This window comes from Rhodococcus sp. NPDC127593 (assembly GCF_042671975.1).
In the GTDB taxonomy this organism is placed as follows: domain Bacteria; phylum Actinomycetota; class Actinomycetes; order Mycobacteriales; family Mycobacteriaceae; genus Rhodococcus_F.
Genome location: NZ_JBHXWI010000020.1, coordinates 137,309 through 157,180 on the forward strand (window position 1 = coordinate 137,309; position 19,872 = coordinate 157,180).

16 protein-coding genes are annotated in these 19,872 nt (G+C 69.2%); 13 read left to right on the forward strand and 3 right to left on the reverse strand.

What is annotated here, in order from left to right; translation table 11 throughout:
- The first annotated feature begins 24 nt into the window (after nt 1–24).
- The 12 genes from ACFVJ3_RS20255 (at nt 25) to ACFVJ3_RS20310 (ending at nt 10,645) form a co-directional block, all read left to right on the forward strand.
- Nucleotides 25–303 (forward strand): sarcosine oxidase subunit delta, encoded by a 279-nt coding sequence (locus tag ACFVJ3_RS20255; RefSeq protein WP_005252386.1) that lies wholly within the window; start codon nt 25–27, stop codon nt 301–303.
- Complete coding sequence (locus ACFVJ3_RS20260; RefSeq protein WP_378453718.1) at nt 300–3,164, forward strand: 2Fe-2S iron-sulfur cluster-binding protein; 2,865 nt, start codon at nt 300–302, stop codon at nt 3,162–3,164. Before ACFVJ3_RS20255 ends, ACFVJ3_RS20260 begins: the two co-directional genes overlap by 4 nt.
- Entirely contained in the window at nt 3,157–3,750 is a 594-nt protein-coding gene (locus ACFVJ3_RS20265; RefSeq protein ID WP_378453719.1) for a sarcosine oxidase subunit gamma, read from the forward strand. Before ACFVJ3_RS20260 ends, ACFVJ3_RS20265 begins: the two co-directional genes overlap by 8 nt.
- A 74-nt stretch (nt 3,751–3,824) precedes the next feature.
- The gene (gene folP, locus ACFVJ3_RS20270; RefSeq protein ID WP_378453720.1) at nt 3,825–4,691 is read left to right on the forward strand and encodes a dihydropteroate synthase; all 867 of its coding nucleotides are present in this window, start codon (nt 3,825–3,827) and stop codon (nt 4,689–4,691) included.
- 29 nt (nt 4,692–4,720) lie between these two features.
- On the forward strand, nt 4,721–5,398 hold the full coding sequence (locus ACFVJ3_RS20275) for an aminotransferase class IV (protein WP_378453721.1): 678 nt from the start codon (nt 4,721–4,723) through the stop codon (nt 5,396–5,398).
- A gap of 152 nt (nt 5,399–5,550) precedes the next feature.
- Nucleotides 5,551–5,964, forward strand: coding sequence for a glycine cleavage system protein H (locus ACFVJ3_RS20280; protein ID WP_378453722.1), 414 nt, complete (start codon nt 5,551–5,553; stop codon nt 5,962–5,964).
- Nucleotides 5,965–5,968: 4 nt separating this feature from the next.
- Nucleotides 5,969–7,351 carry an L-serine ammonia-lyase gene (locus ACFVJ3_RS20285; RefSeq protein ID WP_378453723.1) on the forward strand — a complete coding sequence of 461 codons (1,383 nt, stop codon included), beginning with the start codon at nt 5,969–5,971 and terminating at the stop codon, nt 7,349–7,351.
- Nucleotide 7,352: 1 nt separating this feature from the next.
- Complete coding sequence (locus tag ACFVJ3_RS20290) at nt 7,353–8,081, forward strand: hypothetical protein (protein ID WP_378453724.1); 729 nt, start codon at nt 7,353–7,355, stop codon at nt 8,079–8,081.
- Nucleotides 8,082–8,370: 289 nt separating this feature from the next.
- On the forward strand, nt 8,371–8,763 hold the full coding sequence (locus ACFVJ3_RS20295) for an excalibur calcium-binding domain-containing protein (protein ID WP_378453725.1): 393 nt from the start codon (nt 8,371–8,373) through the stop codon (nt 8,761–8,763).
- A gap of 213 nt (nt 8,764–8,976) precedes the next feature.
- The gene (locus ACFVJ3_RS20300) at nt 8,977–9,471 is read left to right on the forward strand and encodes a pentapeptide repeat-containing protein (protein WP_378453726.1); all 495 of its coding nucleotides are present in this window, start codon (nt 8,977–8,979) and stop codon (nt 9,469–9,471) included.
- A 132-nt stretch (nt 9,472–9,603) separates the two neighbouring features.
- A complete protein-coding gene (locus tag ACFVJ3_RS20305) occupies nt 9,604–10,095 on the forward strand; it encodes a DUF4188 domain-containing protein (RefSeq protein WP_378453727.1) in 492 nt (163 codons plus the stop codon).
- Nucleotides 10,096–10,114: 19 nt separating this feature from the next.
- Nucleotides 10,115–10,645: a hypothetical protein gene (locus ACFVJ3_RS20310; protein ID WP_378453728.1), complete on the forward strand. Its 531-nt coding sequence runs from the start codon at nt 10,115–10,117 to the stop codon at nt 10,643–10,645.
- On the opposite strand, the gene recD is transcribed toward ACFVJ3_RS20310, so the two are convergent.
- From recD to recC, 3 genes are read right to left on the reverse strand one after another with little or no spacing between them, the layout of a single operon-like run.
- The gene (gene recD, locus ACFVJ3_RS20315; protein WP_378453729.1) at nt 10,563–12,431 is read right to left on the reverse strand and encodes an exodeoxyribonuclease V subunit alpha; all 1,869 of its coding nucleotides are present in this window, start codon (nt 12,429–12,431) and stop codon (nt 10,563–10,565) included. The genes ACFVJ3_RS20310 and recD overlap by 83 nt on opposite strands.
- Entirely contained in the window at nt 12,428–15,778 is a 3,351-nt protein-coding gene (locus ACFVJ3_RS20320) for a UvrD-helicase domain-containing protein (protein WP_378453730.1), read from the reverse strand. The genes recD and ACFVJ3_RS20320 overlap by 4 nt, the downstream gene beginning before the upstream one ends.
- A complete protein-coding gene (gene recC / locus ACFVJ3_RS20325) occupies nt 15,736–18,996 on the reverse strand; it encodes an exodeoxyribonuclease V subunit gamma (RefSeq protein ID WP_378453731.1) in 3,261 nt (1,086 codons plus the stop codon). The genes ACFVJ3_RS20320 and recC overlap by 43 nt, the downstream gene beginning before the upstream one ends.
- A 163-nt stretch (nt 18,997–19,159) precedes the next feature.
- Between recC and ACFVJ3_RS20330 the strand changes: the two genes are divergently transcribed.
- Entirely contained in the window at nt 19,160–19,801 is a 642-nt protein-coding gene (locus ACFVJ3_RS20330) for an MSMEG_6728 family protein (protein WP_378453732.1), read from the forward strand.
- Nucleotides 19,802–19,872: the final 71 nt, after the last annotated feature.

Below are 19,872 nucleotides of genomic sequence, written 5' to 3' on the forward strand. Positions count from 1 at the left end.
GCGCACTGAAATTCAGGAGCCACAATGCAACTCATCGAATGCCCGTGGTGCGGGTCCCGTGAGGAAACCGAGTTCCACTACGGCGGCGAAGCCCACGTCGTGTATCCGGAAGACCCCGAATCGCTGACCGACGAGCAATGGGCACACTTCGTGTTCTTCCGCGCGAACCCGAAAGGTCTTTTCGCGGAACGGTGGAACCACAGCGCCGGCTGCCGGCGCTGGTTCAACGCCGTACGCGACACCGCCACCTACCGATTCCACAGCGTCTACCGCTTGGACGAGCAGAAGCCGACGATATCGTGAACGCACCCTTCCGCACCCGTCAGGGCGGTCGACTCGACCGCGACACCTCCTACACCTTCACGTTCGACGGCCGGGAACTGACCGGTCACCCCGGTGACACGCTCGGCTCGGCCCTGCTCGCGAACGGCGTCCACCAGATCACCACCAGCATCAAGCTCGGCCGGCCCCGAGGCATCACCGCGGCGTGGGCAGAGGACACCGGTGGTCTCGTGCAGATCGAGGAGCCGTTCCCCGAGCCGATGCTGCTCGCCACCACCATCGAGTTGTTCGACGGCCTCGTCGCCCGCGGCATTCCCGGTCAGGGACGGCTCGCCGAGATCGCCGATTCGGCGAAGTACGACGCCAAGCACGTCCACACCGACCTCCTCGTCGCCGGCGCCGGACCGGCCGGTCTCGCTGCCGCTCTCACCGCGGCCCGGGCGGGTGCGCGGGTGGTGCTCGTCGACGAGCAGAGCGAAGCCGGCGGCGACCTCCTCGGCAGCACGGACCTCATCGACGCCGCCCCGGCCCTGGACTGGGTCGCGGCCGCGGTCGCCGAACTCGCCACCTACCCGGATGTGCTGCACCTGCAGCGCACCACCGCGTTCGGCAACTACGACGACGGCTTCGTCCTCGCGCTGCAGCGTCGCACCGACCATCTCGGTGTCGAGGCACCCGCTGCACTGAGCCGCCAACGCGTCTGGCGGATCCGCGCCCGGCACATCCTCGTCGCCGCCGGAGCGCACGAGCGTCCCGTCGTCTTCACCGACAACGATCGCCCGGGCATCATGCTCGCGCACGGCGCCCGCACCTTCCTGCACCGCTACGGTGTCAAGGTGGGCGAGCAGGCCGTCGTGTTCACCACCAACGACAGCGCGTACGAAGCCGCGATCGACCTGCACGACGCGGGCGTCCGGATCAACGCGATCGTCGAGGCACGCGACGAGGCACCCGCCCGCTGGCAGCGTGAATGCGACACGCGAGGCATCACCGTCCGCACCGGATCCGTTGTCTGCGGCACCCGCGGCGACGGCCGGGTCAGCCACGCCGTCGTCGCCCCGCGCGGCGCGATCGACTCCCGGGCCGGCGTGCCCCTCGCCTGCGACGTCCTGCTCGTCAGCGGCGGCTGGAACCCGGCCGTGCACCTGTTCTCCCAGGCCCGCGGCAAGCTCCGCTACGACGAGAACCTCGGTGCCTTCGTACCCGGCGAGAACCTCGAGGGAGTCTCCGTCGCCGGGTCCGCGAACGGTGTGTTCGACCTGGACGGGTGCGTGCGCGACGGACAGACCGCCGGTCAGTCGATCATGCGCGACCTCGGCTTCACCGTTCCCGCCCGCACGATCGACCCCGAACCTGCACCCGCGATCGAACAGTCCACTCCGCTGGTGCTCTGGCGGGTGCGCGACGTCGCCGGTGAGGACACCCAGTTCGTCGACGTGCAGCGCGACGCCACGGTCGCCGACCTCGCCCGCGCGGTCGGCGCAGGCATGACGTCGATGGAGCACATCAAGCGCTACACCACCATCGGCACCGCGCACGACCAGGGCAAGACGTCCGGTGTCATCTCCTCCGGCATCACCGCCGAACTGCTCGGCCGCCCGATAGAGACACTGGGCACCACCACGTTCCGGCCGCCCTACACCCCGGTCGCGTTCGCCGCCCTCGCCGGCCGCAGCCGCGGCGCCCTCTTCGACCCCGAACGGGTGACGGCACTGCACGATTGGCACGTCGGCCGCGGCGCGGTGTTCGAGGACGTCGGCCAGTGGAAGCGTCCCCGCTTCTACCCCCTCCCCGGGGAGGACATGGACGCTGCGGTGCTACGCGAATGCGCTGCCGTGCGCCGCAGCATCGGTATCCTCGACGGTTCCACCCTCGGCAAGATCGATGTCCAGGGTCCCGACGCCGGAGTGCTGCTCGACATGATTTACACGAACATGATGAGCACCCTGAAGGTCGGCATGGTCCGCTACGGCGTCATGTGCGGGGTCGACGGCATGGTCATCGACGACGGCACCGTGATGCGCCTGGCCGAGGACCGGTTCCAGGTCTTCACCACCACCGGCGGCGCCGCCAAGATCCTCGACTGGATGGAGGAATGGCTGCAGACCGAATGGCCCCACCTGAAAGTGCGGCTCACCTCCGTCACCGAACAGTGGGCCACGTTCCCCGTCGTCGGACCGCGCTCGCGCGACGTGATCGGCGAGGTCTTCCCCGACCTCGACGTCACCAACGACGCGTTCGGGTTCATGGCGTGGCGCGACACCTCCCTCGGCGGCGTCCACGTACGAATCGCGCGGATCAGCTTCTCCGGCGAACTCGCGTTCGAGGTCAACGTCGACGGCTGGCACGCACCTGCGGTCTGGGCGCGCCTGATCGCCGCGGGCGAGAAGTTCGACATCACCCCGTACGGCACCGAGACGATGCACGTCCTGCGCGCCGAAAAGGGTTACCCGATCATCGGTCAGGACACCGACGGCACCGTCACCCCGCAGGACCTCGGGATGAGCTGGGCCGTGTCGAAGAAGAAGCGCGACTTCATCGGAAAACGCTCCTTCACCCGGGCGGAGAACCAGAACCCGCTGCGCAAGCAGTTCGTCGGACTGCTGCCCCTCGACAAGCAGACCGTGCTGCCCGAAGGCGCGCAGATCATCGAAGAGGCCTTGGACGGAATCCTGCCGCCCGCGCCGGTGCCGATGCTCGGGCACGTCACGTCGAGCTACCTCAGCGCCGAACTCGGCCGCCCGTTCGGGCTCGCCCTCGTCAAGGGCGGCCGGGCCCGGCTCGGCGACACCCTGCACGTCCCGGTCGACGGAAACCTGGTCGCCGTCGAGGTCACCAGTTCCGTCCTCGTCGATCCCGAAGGAGCACGTCGCGATGGCTGACACCCTCGTCCCCCTCAGCCCCCTGCACGGCTGGAACCAGAAATTCTCCGAGCTGCCCGAGTCGGTGGGCATCGCCGAGGAACCGTTCGTCGCCATGGTCGACCTGTGGGTCGACCCGGCCGGACCGGGTGCTACGGCCGCCGCGACGGTCCTCGGGTTCGACCTCCCCACCGCCGCGTCGACGTCCGCCGGCACCGACGCCACCACCGCCGTCTGGCTCGGTCCCGAGGAATGGCTGATCACCACGCGGTCACAGTCGGCGCCCGCCCTCGAGTCGGACCTGCGGGCGGCGGTGACCCCGCACGGCGGAGCCGCGATCGACGTCTCCGGACAGCGAACCACCCTGCGGCTGCGCGGCACCCACGCCCGCGACGTTCTCGAGAAAGGTTGCTCACTGGATCTGCACCCCAAGGCCTTCGGGCCCGGCGCCGCAGTCCAAACCATGCTCGGCCTCGCGGGCGTGATCCTGATCGCGCTCGACGACGAGGGGACCGATTACCGGATCCTGGTGCGGTCGTCGTTCGCCCGGTATCTCGCGGAGTGGCTGATCGACGCCGCCGAGGAGTTCGGCGTCGACCCCGTGTAAGCGACGGCGTCGGTCCGGTGGACGCCATGGCGCCGTCCACCGGACCGATTCCCCTTCTGGAAGGAGGTGCCCGGATGGTGACGTCCCCGACGCTCATCGCCGCCGGCCCCGACCGACTGCTCGACGCTCTCACACGCCACGCTCCCCTGGTCTGCGGCATCGTCAACGTGACCCCGGATTCGTTCTCCGACGGCGGCCGATACCTCGACACCGCCGCCGCGGTCGAGCACGCCCTGTCTCTGGTCGCGGAGGGCGCCGACCTTCTCGACGTCGGCGGCGAGTCGACCCGCCCCGGGTCACGCCCGCCGTCCGTCGCGGACGAGATCGACCGCGTGGTGCCGGTAGTCGCGGCCCTCGCGGTGTCGACGTCGATCCCGATCTCGGTTGACACCTCGAGGCCGGACGTCATGCGGGAGGCGGTCGCAGCAGGGGCTTCGATGATCAACGATGTTCGTGCCCTGCGACTTCCGGGTGCACTGCGGGCAGCCGCCGATCTGAACGTGCCTGTGTGCCTGATGCACATGCGCGGCGAACCCGACACGATGCAGAAGTCGCCGGAATACGGCGACGTCGTGTCCGAGGTGCGCCAGTTCCTCGTCGACCGTGTCGACGCCTGCCGGGGCGCGGGAATTCCCCTCGAGCACATCATGATCGACCCGGGCTTCGGCTTCGGCAAGACCCTCACCCACAACCTTGCGCTGTTGTCCGAGCTTCGCCAGATCGCCGATCTCGGTGTTCCCGTGATGGCCGGACTGTCCAGGAAGGGCATGCTGGGCACGATCACCGGACGCGGCGTCGAGCACCGTCAGGCCGCCTCGGTGGCCGCTGCCCTGATCGCCGCACAGAACGGAGCAGCCGTGCTCCGGGTGCACGACGTCGCCGCCACCGTGGACGCGGTGTCCGTGCTCCGCGCACTCGTATATCGTGGTCCCGCCAGCTAACGTCACGCGTCGAATCGAGTCTCCGCACTGTGAACACCTCCGTGTCCGCCGCCGGTCTCGCGACGATCGATACAGCCGAGGCACAGCTGATCGATGCCGGTGCCCAGCTGATGGAGACGATGTATCACGATCCGCGGACCGGCTTGCAGCACGGAGAGCGTCACCTGCGACGTCTGGCCCGTTCCGCGGCCGTGCTCGGGTACGAGTTCCGGGAACGAGACGTCCGGCGCCGCCTCGCGCAGCGACTGTCGGGCGTCGGCGCGGCCCGGGTCCGCGTGCGCCTGCACCGCGACGGCGCTGTGGACGTCGATGTCTTCGCGCCGCCGGTCGCACCTGCCTCGGTGTCTCTCGTGCTCGACGACGAGCCCGTCGACTCCCGGGACGTCCTCCTCGGACACAAGACGACGTTGCGCGAGCGATACGACCGCAGACGACACCGCCATCCCGGGGCCGACGACGTCGTGCTGGTCAACGAACTCGGGCACGTCACCGAGACCACGATCGCGAATCTCGCCGCCCGGATCGACGGCGTCTGGTGGACGCCACCATTGTCGTCGGGGTGCCTGCCGGGTGTCGAGCGGTCCTGGCAGCTCGACCGCGGGCTGATGCGCGAACGCATTCTCACGCCGGGCGATCTCCTGGCCGCCGAGGCGCTCGCCGTGACGAGCTCACTGAAAGGCACGCTGCCCGCGACCCTCCGGCCGTAGCCGCTTCGTTTCCGGACGTTTTCCAGACCACCTCTTGACCCGCCCCCGCACCTGACCTACTGTTATGACACAGACTGATATATCAATATCAGACCTGTTGGATCACACGCGCCACTCCGCGACCACAACGCCCAACTGTCAAAGGAAAAGGCATGAGAGCTGGAAAGATTCCCTCGGATCGACGGTTCACGGCAACGCACAGCTGGTTGGCCCTCGCACCGGGACAGAACTTCTCCGACTACCCGCTCCGGGCCGGGGTCACGGACACGGCACTCGACGAGATCGAGGTGGTCGGGCTGGAACTTCCGGCGGTGCGCAGCACGATCGAGGCCGGCGCCCCCTGCGCGCTCGTGTGGACGTCCGTGCGGACCGTCGTCACGGTGTACGCGCCGATCAGCGGACTCGTCACGATGACGAATACCGACGCCCTCGCGGATCCGCAACTCGTCGCCGACGACCCGTTCCACCGTGGCTGGCTGTTCGCCGTCCTCCCCTCGCCGACGTCGTCCGCCTACGGACTCCTCACCCCCGCGCAATACGCGAACGAACTCAGTGAGGCGGTGTAATCCCATGACCATCAGCGTGTTCGACCTGTTCTCCGTCGGCGTCGGCCCCTCGAGTTCGCACACCGTCGGACCGATGCGCGCCGCCGCGCGGTTCGTCTCCGACCTCCGCGCCCTCGACGCCCTGCCCGCAGTAGCGGACATCCGCGTCGACCTGTACGGGTCGCTCGCAGCAACGGGAGCGGGCCACGGAACGATGTCCGCGGTGCTGCTCGGACTCGAGGGGTACTTTCCCGAGAAGATCGAGACCGAGGAGATGGAACGACGACTCGAGGAGATGCGCAGCACCCGGCGGATCAGGGTCGGCGGATCGCACGAGGTCGCGCTCGCCGAAGACGAAATCGTCCTCCATCCGCTGACCATTCTGCCGCTGCACCCGAACGGGATGAGGATCACCGCGTCCACCGCCGGCGGCGTCGAGATCCACAGCGAAATCTACTTTTCCGTCGGCGGCGGCTTCGTCGTCACCGAAGCGGAGAGCGCGCAGCCGACGGCCACGGCCACCGGCGGCCTGTCGTTCGGGTCCGCCAAGGAACTCCTCGACGTCGCGGCACGCCACGGCTACGCCATCAGTGACGTGATGCTCCAGTTCGAACGCGAAACGCGGTCGACCGTCGAGATCTACGAACGGCTCCTCCATATCCGCGACGTCATGGTGGAATGCGAGAAGCGCGGGATCGCGCGCGACGGAATTCTTCCCGGCGCCCTGCGCGTGCGCCGGCGCGCACGCGACTGGTACCTCCGTCTGAATCAGGAAGACCCGCACCGTGATCCCGCCTTCGCCGAGGACTGGGTCAACCTCGTCGCTCTGGCCGTCAACGAGGAGAACGCATCCGGCGGCCGGATCGTCACCGCGCCGACCAACGGGGCCGCGGGCATCATCCCCGCGGTGCTGCACTACGCCGTTCACTACACCCCGGCCGGGAAGTCGGATCCCGACGACACCGCGATCCGCTTCCTCCTCGCCGCCGGCGCCGTCGGATCGCTGTACAAGGAACGCGCGTCGATCTCCGGCGCCGAGGTCGGCTGCCAGGGCGAGGTGGGATCGGCGGCGTCCATGGCCGCTGCCGGGCTTGCGGAGATCCTGGGCGGCACGATCGAACAGGTGGAGAATGCCGCGGAGATCGCGATGGAGCACAGCCTCGGTCTCACCTGCGATCCCATCGAAGGGCTGGTGCAGATTCCGTGCATCGAACGCAACGCGATCTCGGCGGGCAAGGCCATCAACGCTGCTCGCATGGCACTGCGCGGCGACGGCACCCACCGGGTCAGCCTCGACCAGGTGATCGAGACGATGCGCTCGACCGGCGCAGACATGCTGTCGAAGTACAAGGAAACGTCGACCGGCGGTCTGGCCGTCAACGTCCCGGTCAACTTCGTCGAGTGCTGACATGATCACCGACGAACTCCGCCTTCTCCCTGCCCGCGCCGCGCAGTTCATCCGCCGGCACCCGGTACGGGAGCGCGGCGACTACGCGCCCGAGACCCGGCTCTCGGTGCTCGACGTTCTCGTGCACTGTGCACCGGTCCGCGGGGACGCGTTCGTGGCCTTCCAACTGCTGAGCCGACGCGAGCTGCCGGGCTCGGACCTTCTCCACCTCGACGTCGTGGACGACGCGCTGTCCGCCCTCGACACGTTCGCCGTCACGGAGTACGAGTGCGAGCAGAGCTTCGGCCCGAACTGGCCGGACGTCGTGCGACATGCCGTGGAAGCGGCAGCCCTCCTGCACGGGCACTTCGGAGCATTGACGCGGACGAGGAGCGTCGTCGACAGCCGCCGACGGCTCGGCGCCTGGATCTGCGCACGCGATGCGGCCTGGGAGGCGGGCCGGATCAAGTCCTGGTACCGCGCCCAGGACGCCGCCTGGGAACGGCACTTCATGGACGAGGCGACATTGCGCGAGGACGAGCGACTGTGCGCGGATATCGCGACCGCGGTGCGCGACGCGGCGGCAGCGCACACGGTGTCGGATCTCGTCGGGCGGCACGATTTCACCAGCGCACACTTCGAGACCCTGCTCGACCCGTGGCGGACGGCCGCCGCGCATCTGCTCCCGCGGGTCGATTACTGCGCGGCCGCGAGCACAGTGTCGACGAATGTCCGCGGCAGGTCCGGGTGACCGTTCTCCCGCAGCGCTGACAGCGTATGCACCCCTTCTGAGCAGACGCACCCCTATTCGGGCACCAGAAGGGGTGCCTCGACCGAGAAAGGGTGCGTTTCAGATCCAGCGGGCCGCGCGACTACCGCTGTCATTCGCATGACCGACAGCGGAGCCGCCTGTGTCACAGGATCTTTCGGTCGCGGCTACCATCATCGGCAGACGGGATCGAAATCACGAAGCACTGTCGCGAGGTGCATGTGCCGGTGGTCCTGTCGAGGCCCCACCCCACCCCCCGAACGAGGTAAATATGAAGGCTCGACGGTTAGTTCTCAGCGTCCTCGGTTGTGCCGCCATTTCGATGGCAGCCGCGCCCTCCGCACAGGCGGCGACGATCTTCGACTTCCTTCCCCCGGATATTGCGTCCCTGATTCCGAGCGGTTCGGCCGACGCCGTGAACCCCCTCCTGCCGCCCTCGCCCGCCGCTCCGGCAGCACCGGCACCCGCACCGCAGGTCGCGCCGGCCCCGCAGGCAGCCCCCGCACCGCAGGTCGCGCCGCCGGCACCGCAGGCTCCCGCACCTCGCGCGGGCTACAAGAACTGCACCGAGGCCCGCAATGCCGGCGTGACGCCCATCTACCGCGGCCAGGACGGCTACGCGCCGCACCTCGACCGCGACAACGACGGCATCGCCTGCGAGTAGTCCATCGCCGGCGTCGCCTCCCGCAGACGCACCCCTTCTGCGCCCACGCACCCCTTTTCCAGCCCTAGAACGGGTGCGTCCACCGAGAAGGGGTGCGTTTGTGTCTCACAACGCCTCCGACGTGCAGGTGTCGCCATTCCCCGTGCGGCGCAGGGCGCTCGGCACTAAGTTCGGCGATGACGGTTGAGGTTCTACGCGAGGGGGCAGTCCGGCATGAGCAGGACACATTTCAGGGTTCTGACACTGGGCGCGGTCGCGCTGGCCGGGGGTGCCGCAATCACTGCGGGCACCGGAACGGCCGCGGCGGACGTCCTCACCGAGATCAACGGCTGCAAGATTGTGGCGAATCCGAACCCCGACGATCGCACGACCTGCCCCGGCGCCGATCTGAGTTCCGCGAATCTGGCGGGTCTGAACCTGAGCTTCGCCGACCTGTCGGGTGCGAACATGAAACGAGCGAACCTCACCGGCACCAACTTCGCTGCCGCGAATCTGTCGTACGCCGATCTGAGCGATGCGAACATCACCGGTACGAACTTCACGGATTCGCAGCGCAACGCGGTGATCCTGTACAGCACGGACATCGACATCTTCGGCACGATCGTCGGGGACATGAACATCACGACCGAGCCCGAATGGTCCACCGACGCCCACCAGCGCGCACTCGCCTCGGTCGTCCCGGTGACGCCGCCGGCTCCGGCGCCGTAGTCCACTCCTGACCCCTTCACCCGGGCCGCGCACTGCGCGGTCCGGGTTTTTGCATGCCCACACCCCTTGACATTGGATACTCATACTATCCATTATTAGATAGTACTGGTATCCAAGCTTGGGAGGCATCCGATGACGACGATCGAACCCACCCGTTCGACGCACCACTACGACGGCGAACCGGTGGTCTTCCTGATCGGGATGACCATCAACCGACCCTGGCGACCGGACCTGTGGCTGCCCACCTTCCTCGCGATGCCGAAGATGCTGCGCGAGCTGTCCGAGGACCCGGATTCGGGCCTGATGGGCTACCGCCTGACGTTCGAGGGGCGTGGCCCGACAGTGATCCAGTACTGGGACTCCGTCGACAAGCTTTACGCCTACGCCAGTGACAGCCAGGCGAAGCACCGTCCGGCCTGGGCCGCATTCAACCGGCGGGCCCGCAAGGCACCCGGTGCGGTCGGCGTCTGGCACGAGACCTATCCGGTGGACCGCGCCGAGTCGATCTACGTCGGCACGCCGGCGATGGGCCTGGCTCGCGCCACTGCACGCGTGCCCGTCGCACAGAAGTTCAGCCGCGCCCGAGACCGGCTGTCCCGCAGTAACAACACCCACGAACAGTGATCGATTCAGGAGAAGGACCATGGAACCCTTGATCGCCCTCGTTGCCGTCACTCTGGCACTCCTCGTCGCAGGGGCGGCGGGTGTGCGCCGGTTCCGGCCGTGGCCTGTCGCCCTGCGGGGCGGACTCGCGGCCATGTTCACGCTGACCGGCATGGCCCACTTCGTCGGGATGCGTGCGGAACTCGTCGACATGGTCCCGCCGTCGCTGCCGAATCCCGCGCTACTGGTGACCGTCACCGGTCTGCTCGAACTGGCCGGCACCGCGGGCCTGCTGATACGACGCACCGCGCCGTGGGCGGCAGGCTGCCTCACCGCCCTGCTGATTCTGATGTTCCCGGCGAACGTGTACGCCGCCGTGGAGGGACTTTCGACGGGACCGTTCGAAGCGCTGATCCCCCGCACACTCCTGCAGATCGTGTTCTTGTCGGCAACTCTCGCCGTCGTGATCTCCTCCCTGCGGAGCCGTGCTACAGAATCGCCCTCCGAAGCCCACTCGCCCTCAGCACCCGGCGTTGTACTCCCGCCCGCACTGCATCCTCGGACCCGATGATCCGCACGTGCTTTCGTGCACGGGTGATCGCGGTGTAGAGCAATTCGCGAGTCAGCAGCGACGACGCCTCGCCGGGAAGAACCACGGACACAGTGTCGTACTGACTGCCCTGACTGCGGTGAATCGTCATCGCGTACACCGTCTGCACGGCGGACAGATGCGTCGGATGCAACAGGAACGGTTCGTTGCCCCGCACGAACGCGGCGACGAGTTCGTCGTCGTCGCGGCGCACGATCACGCCGGTGTCGCCGTTGTAGATCTTCGTTTCGTGATCATTGGCGGTCACCATCAGCGGCTGGCCCGGGTACCAGCGATCCGGGTTCAGTCGCTGCCCCGTCGCCGCCCCTATCCACTCCATCGCCTGCCGCGCCCACCACTGCACGCCGTACGGACCTTCCCGGTGCGCGCACAACAGCCGGTGCGCCTCCGAATGCCGCAGCGCAGCAAAGGCATCGCCGGATTCCGCGGACCCGGTGACCGCGGTGGCCGTCCCCACCACATCCGCTCGCAGTGCCTCCAGGTCGTCGGGACCGTGAAACGACACCTCGGGGGCACCGCTCGACAGGATCTCCATGACCTCGTCCGGTTCGCCCTTCCGCACCGCAACGGCCAGCTGAGCGATGCCGCCGCCGAATCGCCGCCCGCGGCTGAGCCGGACCACTCCGCCACGCAATCTGTCCCGTTCGCCCGCACTCAAGGCGGCTTCGAGCGGGTCGTCGGCTGCCTCCAGGTCGTCGCCGACGATCCTGGCAAGCACCGGGTACCCGGTTCCCGTCACCGGCCGGGCCACGAGATCGGCCAGGACCGCGCCCGCGTCGACGGACGTCAGCTGATCCGGGTCGCCTACTAGCACCAACCGAGTGTCCGGGCGGACCGCCTCGAGGAGCCGGCACATCATCGTCAGCGACACCATCGACGTCTCGTCGACCACGATCGCGTCGTACGGCAGGTGATTGTTCGCGTTGTAGCGGAACCGGCTGCCGCGTCCGCGCTGCCAACCCAGCAGCCGATGCAGCGTCATCGCGGTCAGGTCGGACGGCAACCCGAGTGCGTCGGACTGTTCGGATACCGACTCCTGCAACCGCGCCGCGGCCTTCCCGGTGGGCGCGGCGAGCGCGATACGGAGCCCCGGCCCGGGCTGCCTGGTCAGCAACGCCAGCACCCGGGCGACGGTGTGCGTCTTGCCCGTTCCGGGTCCGCCGACCACCACCGACGTCCACTGCGTGGCGGCCACCGCGGCGGCGATCCGCTGCCGATCCGGAGACGGAGCCGGAGCGTCGACGTCGTGCTGGTCGCGGAACAACGCGGCCAAGCCCTCCCGCAGCGACTGCTCGTCGACGAGGGGATGCCCGACGGCGCGCTGGTCGAGTACCCGCCGGATGGTCGCTTCCTGCCGGAAGTACCGGTCGAGGTAGAGCAGCCCACCCTCGGCCGTGTCGACGAGCCGCAGCGGTCGCAGCGGTCCCGCCGAACCACCCGTGACCAGCGGACTCCGCCGCAGTGCCTCGACGACGGTGCCGTCGTCCGGCCAGGGCAGTGCGTCGAGATCGACTTCGGACTCCTCGTCGACGGTCACCTCACGGATCCGCGTCAGGTCCAGGCACACCGAGCCGGACCGCACCGCGCGCACCGCCAGCGCCGTCGCCAGTACGACGTCTTCCGACGATTCGCCTCCGAGCGCGGACAACCGCAACGCGACGTGCACGTCCGCGGCGGCCAGCACACCGGCCTCGTTGAAGACCCGCAGCATCCCCTTGCCGCGCTGCGCCATCTGCACCTCGGTCATCGCGTCCCCTCGTGCTCTGAGGCCGACCCGGACAGCAGATCGGACAGCTCGGTGATCAGCGCGGCGGGCGGCGCCCAGTCGAAGACACCACAGCCCGGCGGGGTGTCGGGGCCGACCATTCCGCGCACGAACAGATACTGGACGCCACCGAGGTGCACCGCCGGATCGTAGTTCGGTTGCCGCCAGCGCAGGTAGCGGTGCAACGCAACAGAATACAGCAATGCCTGCAGCGGATAGTGCGCCCGCAACATTTCGGCGGCCATGCTCTCTCGGGTGTAGTGCGCGGTCGTCAGGTCGCCCTGCGCGAGGCGGTTGGTCTTGTAGTCGACCACGACGTACCGCGGTCCGGGCAATCGCAGCACGGCGTCGATGCTGCCGGTGAGGTACCCGCGCAGCGGGGTCGGCTCGAGCGTCTGCACGGCGTCGGCGTACGACCGCAGCGGATCGCCGACGGCAAGGTGGGTGTGCAGCAGCCTGCCGACGCCGTCGAGCATCACGGTGAGCGAGGGTGTGTCGCCGCCGGCGAGCGGCAGTTCGAAGTCGAGCTCCGCCAGCAGGTCTGCGGGTGCGATGTCGGCGAGTGTCGGTTCGGTCCCCGCGCCGAGGGGAGTCCGCAGCACGGGCACCAGCGCCATTGCCAGCTGGGCGGGGTCGATGTCCGACAGGGTCGAAACGATCACGTCGCGGCAGCACCGCAGGACTTCTGCGTCCAGATCGGGTGCCGCGGTGTCGACGATCTCGAAGACGGCGTGGACGAGCGTGCCGAACGTCGCGCCTCCGGGCAGTGCGTTCATCGTCGACGGCACACCCGCGGTGACGTCGGCCGGCGCCTGCAACGGGGGTTCGGCCGGTTCGTCCGTCTTCTCCTCGACCTCGGCCTCACTGCCCACCGCGGGCGCGTCGTGAGCGGACGCGGTCAACGCCGAATACGACGTGCGACGCCAGCGCGTGTCGAGCAGCCGCCGGAAGCGAGCAGCTTCCAGGTCTCCGCTGGGCTCACGCTCTGGTGTCCATCCGACCGGCCCGATCGGGTCGGAACCCACCGCCTCGACGGTCACCGTCTCCGGAGCTGCCGCACCCCACGCGGACAACCGTTTCGCGACAACCGGATCCTCGGGAACGGTGACCTTCGGCGGGACCTCCCGCTGTCCGGGCGGCCGCCCCAGGATCATCCGGTGCAGCGGTGCGCCTGCGGTCGTGAACGCCGGCGCCCACCACACCACGAGCCCGCACATCGCCCGGGTGACCGCGACATACAGCAGCCGCAGCTCCTCCCCTGCCTCTTCGGCGTCGTGCCGGTTTTTGCGTTCCGCGTAGCCGGGGCTGCCCGGGCCACCGACGTCGAGGATGCGTCGCCCGTCGTCGTCGTGCAGCAGCAGTTTGCTCGGCTTCGAAATCTTGGCGGCGTCCCAGGCGTAGGGCAGGTAGACGAGCGGGAATTCGAGACCCTTGCTGGCGTGGACGGTCGCGATCTGCACCGCTGCCGCATCACTGTCGAGCCGTCGGCTGCGGTCCACCCCACCGGAGGACGGATCCTTCATGCGTTCGGTGAGCCAGCGGGTGACGGCCGTCAGACCGAGCGACTGCTCGACGGCGGCACTGTTGAGCAACTGCGCGACGTGCCGGAGATCGGTCAGCGCCCGCTCGCCCGCTGCCACCCGAAGCAGTCTCGCCTCCAGCGCGCCGACCGCGGACAGTCGTTCGAACAGGGCCGCGAAGCCGGACTGCGCGAACACCGCACCGAGTTCGCGGAGCTGCCCGCCGACCTCCGCGACGATGTCGTCGCCGCGGGCATCGAGTTCCTCGGCCGTGTGTCCCAGCAGCGGGGTGAGCGCGGCCAGCCGCACCCGGTCGGAACGGTGCGGTTGCTCGATGGCCTGCAGAATCCAGAGCCAGTGCTGCGCAGCCGGAGTCGTGAAGACGCTGGCCCCGCCGGCGAGCACGGACGGCACACCCGCCCGGTCTAGGGCGTCGTGGACCAGTGTGATCTGCGCGTTGGTGCGCACCAGGACGGCGATGTCGCCGGGTTCGACGGGTCGGACGCTCCCCCCGACGTCGAGTGTCGCGCCACCGTCGAGGAGGGCGACGATGTCGGCGGCGAGATCTGCCGCGATCCGCTTCCGGAGCGGCCCCACCGCCGGGTATCCCGACTTGTTGATCGGCCCGGCGCCCGTCCGCGGCAGATACCGCAGCCGTAGTGGCGCGGCACCCGTCAGACGCGACTTCGGTCTCGCGCCGTCGACGCGGTGCACCACGATCTCGGGATGCCCCAGCGCGGCGCCGCCGTGCAGAAATTCGAGGCCGTCGAGGAGTTCCTGATCGCTGCGCCAGTTGGTGGTCAACTCCTGATGACGGTCGGCCGACCGCACCGCGTCCAGATAGCTGAGCACCTCCGCCCCACGGAACGCGTAGATGGCCTGCTTCGGATCGCCGACGAGCACCAGCGTTCCGCTGCCGTGGAACGTCCGGCGCAGAATGTCCCACTGCAGCGGGTCGGTGTCCTGGAACTCGTCGACGAGCACGACGCCGTAGCGTTCGCGGACACGCCTGCAGGCCGCCGCACCGTGCTCAGGATCGCTGAGGACGCGATGGAGGAGCATCGGGAGATCGTCGAAGTCACGCAGACCCACCGCGCGTTTGCGCCGCTCGACTTCTGCGCGCACCGCCTCCGCGAACGCCACCCGATCCCCGGCCGGGGTGCCCCGCGCATCTTCCGGGGCGAGCACGGCCTGCGGGTCGAAGATCGCGGCCCGCGCGGCGGCCGTGGCCTCCGCCGGAGTGAACGGCGCGACCTCGACGCGACTGTAGGCCCGCAGGTACAGGTCGGCGATCACCTCGGTCGTGAGGTCGTCGGCCGCCTCGACCAGCACCGTGTCGGGGTCGCGTTCGCCCGCGATGCCGAGCCCGTCGAGCATGCGCTGACAGAAGCTGTGGGTGGTGACGATGGTGGCGGCGTCGAAGTCCGACAGCGCCTGCAGCAGGCGCCGGCGCCGTAACGCCACCGCGTCGGTGTCGCCCTCGGCGAGGTGCCGGATCAACTGATCCGCGCTCAGCCGCGCCGCTGCGGGATCGGCCAATGCGGCTGCGGCGGAACCGAATCGTTCACGGGTGCGTTCCCGCAGCTCCTGCGTCGCCGCCCGGCTGAACGTCACCAGCAACAGCTGGGACAGGTCCACGCCGCCCTCGGCGACGAAGCGGGCGGCCAGGCCGACGATCGCGTACGTCTTGCCGGTACCGGCGCTCGCCTCGAGCACCGTCGTACCCTCCGGCAGCGGACCGAGCAGGTCGAAGCCTCGCGCGCCGGTCACGGCTGCGCCAACGTCTCCGCGGCGAGCAGCGGCGCCCACAATTGCCGGGCGTAATGCTCGATGGTCACCGTGTCGCCGAGGACGTCGATGCCCGGTGACGACCCGTACACGTACGTGATGTGCCGGTCGCGTGAGTCACCGAAATCACTGCTCCATTCCTTGCGGGCCGCCTCGACCGCGTCCTCCATGCTGCTGCCGCCGTGGCGTCGTTCGGCATACGCCGCCGACGCGCCCGTGGCGATCGGCAGCGGCCCGCGCAGCCCGAGATCGCGCAGTTCGACGAGTCGCACCAACTCCTCCACTGCGTTCTCGGGTGCTGCGAGGGTCGAGCGCCACGCCGGACGGCTGTACGCGCCGCGGCCGGTCGTGACCGCAGTCCACTCGGTCTCGTTGCCGGACGCCGCGACTGCCAGCAACTGCGCCCATGCCGCGAGGCGGTGTTTCGGTCCCAACCTCGAATACGTGGTGCTCGCGATCACCGATCCGTGCACACCGCCGACGGTCCCGGTGAGGCGCCGTCCGGACCCGAGATCGACATCGATGTCCACGGTATCCGCGCGCCCGACGTGCACGGACCCGCTGACGGCGACTAGCGACTCGACCGCGTGCTCGATTCCGCCGAGCACCGACTCCCCCAACTTGAACGGCGGCAACGTCCCTCGGCGCCACTCCGCGGCGCGGAAGTCTGCCAGTTCGACTCCCGCCAGCCTCGCGACGAGCATCCTCTGCCCGAGATCCCATCGGGCCAGCGGATCGGGCGACACGTCCAGTGCGTCGGCGAGGTCCTCGTCCACGTCGGGGACCCGCAACCCGAGCCGTTGCCGCAGAAACGCCTGCGTCGGGTGCACCAGGAACGCGATGAGGTCGGCGAGATCGACGTCCTCCCGCTGCAGCGGCACCAACGGCGCCGGCAGGAACGCCGGCTCTGGTTCGGGCGGGTGCTGCGCGGCACGGGCACCGGCCAGCGCCGCCCGGTCGAAACTGAACGGGTGCTCAGGCCGGAAGTTGCGTGCATCGAACGGCTGCAACGGATGCCGGGTCACGATCCCGGGCAGGGCATCGCTCCCGACGGTGGCCGCCACCGCGTCGAGCAGCTCGGACAGCGGGATCGCCGGCGGCCGGGACATGCCGGTGACGGGGTCGGCGCCCGTGTAGAACAGCAGGAGTTTCTCACTCGCCGACATCACGGCGTCGAGCAGCAGCTGCCGATCCTCGCTGCGCGGGTCACGTTCGCCGAGAAGGGGATTACGAGCCAGCACGTCGTCGCCGTCCACGCTGACGCCCCGCGGGAAGACTTCGTCGTCGAGGCCGAGGAGAACGACGACGCGGTGCGGCACCGACCGCATCGGCACCATGGTGCATACCGTCAGCTCGCCCGTGCGGAAGTTCGCGCGGGTGGGACGGCCCGCGAGCCGGGTGGCCAGCATGGCGCGCACGTCCGACAGTCGCAGAACCGCGTCGCCGCCGTGTTCCATCGCCGCCCCGAGTTCTCTTCGCGCCTGCGCGAGTTGCCACGTGTCGGCGGCGCTGACGTCGACGAGGAGGTCGAGCGCCCGGGTGAGCGCGCTCGACCAGTCCGCGACCGACTGCGGCCCGCCGAGCCCGCGCAGCGCGACGTCGAGCCGGTCGACGAATTCGGCCAGCCGCCCGGTGAGGTCGATGTCGTTGCTGTCGACGTCGTCCAGCGGTAGCGCCAGGGCGAGCCATTCGCCTTCCGACTCGTCGGCCGCGGCGCCCAGCAGAATGCGGTCGAGCGCGGTGGTGAACGTGTTCTGCGGGAAGTCGCCGAGTCCGAACGCCGCGCGCTGCCGTGGCCCGATTCCCCAGCGGGCGCCCGTCGCGGCCGCCCATTCCCGGATCCGTTCGAGGTCGTCGTCGCCGAACCGGAACCGCCTGCGCACCGGCGCGGCCGCCGACAGGTCCAGGACCTGACTCGCCGTCACCCTCGCGTCGGCGAGTTCGAGGAGCGTCGACACGACGGCGAGAACCGGATTGGTCTGGTGCAGGGCACGATCGGCGAGCCGGACCCGCAGCCGATGGCCGGGATGGCCGAGCACGTCCTGCCCGAACGCGGCCCGGATCAGCGGGGCGTAGGACTCGACGTCGGGGCACATGACGAGCACGTCGCGCGGCTCGAGAGTCGGATCGTCCTCGAAGAGATGGAGGAGACATTCGCGCAGGACCTCCACCTGACGGGCCGGCCCGTGGCACGCGTGGACCTGGACGGAGGCGTCTGCCGTGCACTCGGCGAGCGCGGGTGCCCGGTCGTCCCTGACGTCCGCTTGCAGGCACCCCAGCAGGGAATCTCGGGGTGCAGGCCCCTCGTGGTGGATGTCGTCGACGTCGAGGCGGGTCAGCCTCGACTCGAGTTCGCGAACGTCCCGAGCCAGGCTCGACAACAGCGGGTGGGAGACGGACAGCGCGGTGTGATCGTCGGCGCGGGCGAGAACACTGTTCACCGTCGACAACGACGACCACATGGCGGGACTCGGATGCGGAAGCCACAGGTGCACATCACGATTGGCGGCAAGGGCGGCGAGGACGGCGATCTGATCGGTCGCGAGACGTGTCGGGCCGAACAGCGACAGCCTGGCGGGGAGTTCGACGAGGTACGGTTCCTCGCGCAGCCGGGCGCAGGCGGAGTCGAGCCGCTCGGCGGGGGCAGGACTACCGACACGCTCACGCAGCCGTCGCCACAGTTCGGCCTGCCAGAGAAGGTCGTCGTCGAGTAAACCGCCCGCACCGTCGGTGTCGCGACCTCCGGCCCAGTCGACCAGCATCGCCGGCCGCTGTGCGGCGTAACTCCGGAACAGGTCGGTGAGGTGTGACGCGGTGGCGTAGCGCCGGCCCGGCCGGTGATCGTCCGGGTCGCAGTCCGGGAGACCGTGCCCGAGGTGTTTCGCGAGGACGGCACACCAGGGCTCACCGAGGCAGTCGTCGACGACGCCGAGCAGCGCCCACAGCACCCGGGACGAATTCCACGGGTCGTCGTCCGCGGACACCCCCGTGGCAGCGGCGAGGCACTCGTCGACGAGCCGGGTCGGTGACGGGAAGTCGATGTTCGCGGCGACGCCGTCGCCGACGTCGGGCCGGGCACCCAGCGCGGTCGAGAGTCGCTGCGTGAGCCAGCGCTCCACACCCTTCGCCGGGACCGCGACGACCTCCCGGGCGAACGGATCGGACAGCGGGGTCGCGAGCACGTCGCCGAGTGCCGACGCGAGAGTGGCGGAACGCTCGGCGCGATGCAGTACGAGCACGTGGCCTCCCTTCGCTCCCCAACTCCGGTCGGCTCAGACTTACCACAACCCACCGACGTGTGAGGGCCACCCAGCGCACGTGAGTGGCGAAGCGTGCCGGGGCACGCATCAGCACTCACATGCGGTTAGCCTGGTTGAACTGGTTCCCGGCCCTGGAGGCAGGATGCAGACGTTCGTCCCCGATCCGGGATTCGCCCGCAGCGCGAAACTGCTCGACGACCGGAGACTGGGCAAGCAGCGGGTGGAGACTTTCCAGATCCTGCGCGCCCTCGTCTGGCCGTCGTACGGGTGGAAGCGTCATCCCGCGACCGCGATGTGGCGCGGCTTCACCCCCGCGCTCGTCTCGTACGGCGTCGCGATGTGTCGCGAGTGGTCGGCACGCGGTCATGCCGACGCTCTCGCACCCCAACTGCTCGAGTACACCGCTGGGCGCACCGACAGTTACGAGCAACTCCGCGATCACGGCCTGCTACCACCGTGGCTCGGGGACGACGCCGTCCACACCAGTCATCGCCGGGTTCTCGCCGAGAAGGCTCCCGATGCGTACCCGCCCGGGTGGCGCGGGGAGGGCGGGTACGTCTGGCCAACGCCCGTGTATCCCCGATGGCCGTTGCGCAGCGCCGACCCGCGCGAGGTACTGACGCCGGCAGAAGCGGAGACCGCGGCCGGTGCCTCGGACAGCTGGGATCTGCTGCGCAGCCTGAACCTCGGTCGGTCCGCGTCGGCGGAGGCGCCCGATCCGGCGACAGTCGTCGCGGCGAGCCTGGTGCGCCCCGGACTAAGGGCTTGTGATGAATTAATCTAGCTCGGTTCGGGCGTGTCGTCGGGTGCGGGGTGGAGTGTGTAGTTCCACTCGCCGTGGAACTCGTGGCGCGT

Bases quoted from the DNA above. Each gene is read 5' to 3' on its own strand.
- ACFVJ3_RS20255 (WP_005252386.1), top strand. From the start codon at position 25: ATGCAACTCATCGAATGCCCGTGGTGCGGGTCCCGTGAGGAAACCGAG.
- ACFVJ3_RS20265 (WP_378453719.1), top strand. From the start codon at position 3,157: ATGGCTGACACCCTCGTCCCCCTCAGCCCCCTGCACGGCTGGAACCAG.
- folP (WP_378453720.1), top strand. From the start codon at position 3,825: ATGGTGACGTCCCCGACGCTCATCGCCGCCGGCCCCGACCGACTGCTC.
- ACFVJ3_RS20280 (WP_378453722.1), top strand. From the start codon at position 5,551: ATGAGAGCTGGAAAGATTCCCTCGGATCGACGGTTCACGGCAACGCAC.
- ACFVJ3_RS20285 (WP_378453723.1), top strand. From the start codon at position 5,969: ATGACCATCAGCGTGTTCGACCTGTTCTCCGTCGGCGTCGGCCCCTCG.
- ACFVJ3_RS20290 (WP_378453724.1), top strand. From the start codon at position 7,353: ATGATCACCGACGAACTCCGCCTTCTCCCTGCCCGCGCCGCGCAGTTC.
- ACFVJ3_RS20295 (WP_378453725.1), top strand. From the start codon at position 8,371: ATGAAGGCTCGACGGTTAGTTCTCAGCGTCCTCGGTTGTGCCGCCATT.
- ACFVJ3_RS20300 (WP_378453726.1), top strand. From the start codon at position 8,977: ATGAGCAGGACACATTTCAGGGTTCTGACACTGGGCGCGGTCGCGCTG.
- ACFVJ3_RS20305 (WP_378453727.1), top strand. From the start codon at position 9,604: ATGACGACGATCGAACCCACCCGTTCGACGCACCACTACGACGGCGAA.
- ACFVJ3_RS20310 (WP_378453728.1), top strand. From the start codon at position 10,115: ATGGAACCCTTGATCGCCCTCGTTGCCGTCACTCTGGCACTCCTCGTC.
- recD (WP_378453729.1), bottom strand. From the start codon at position 12,431: ATGACCGAGGTGCAGATGGCGCAGCGCGGCAAGGGGATGCTGCGGGTC.
- ACFVJ3_RS20330 (WP_378453732.1), top strand. From the start codon at position 19,160: ATGCAGACGTTCGTCCCCGATCCGGGATTCGCCCGCAGCGCGAAACTG.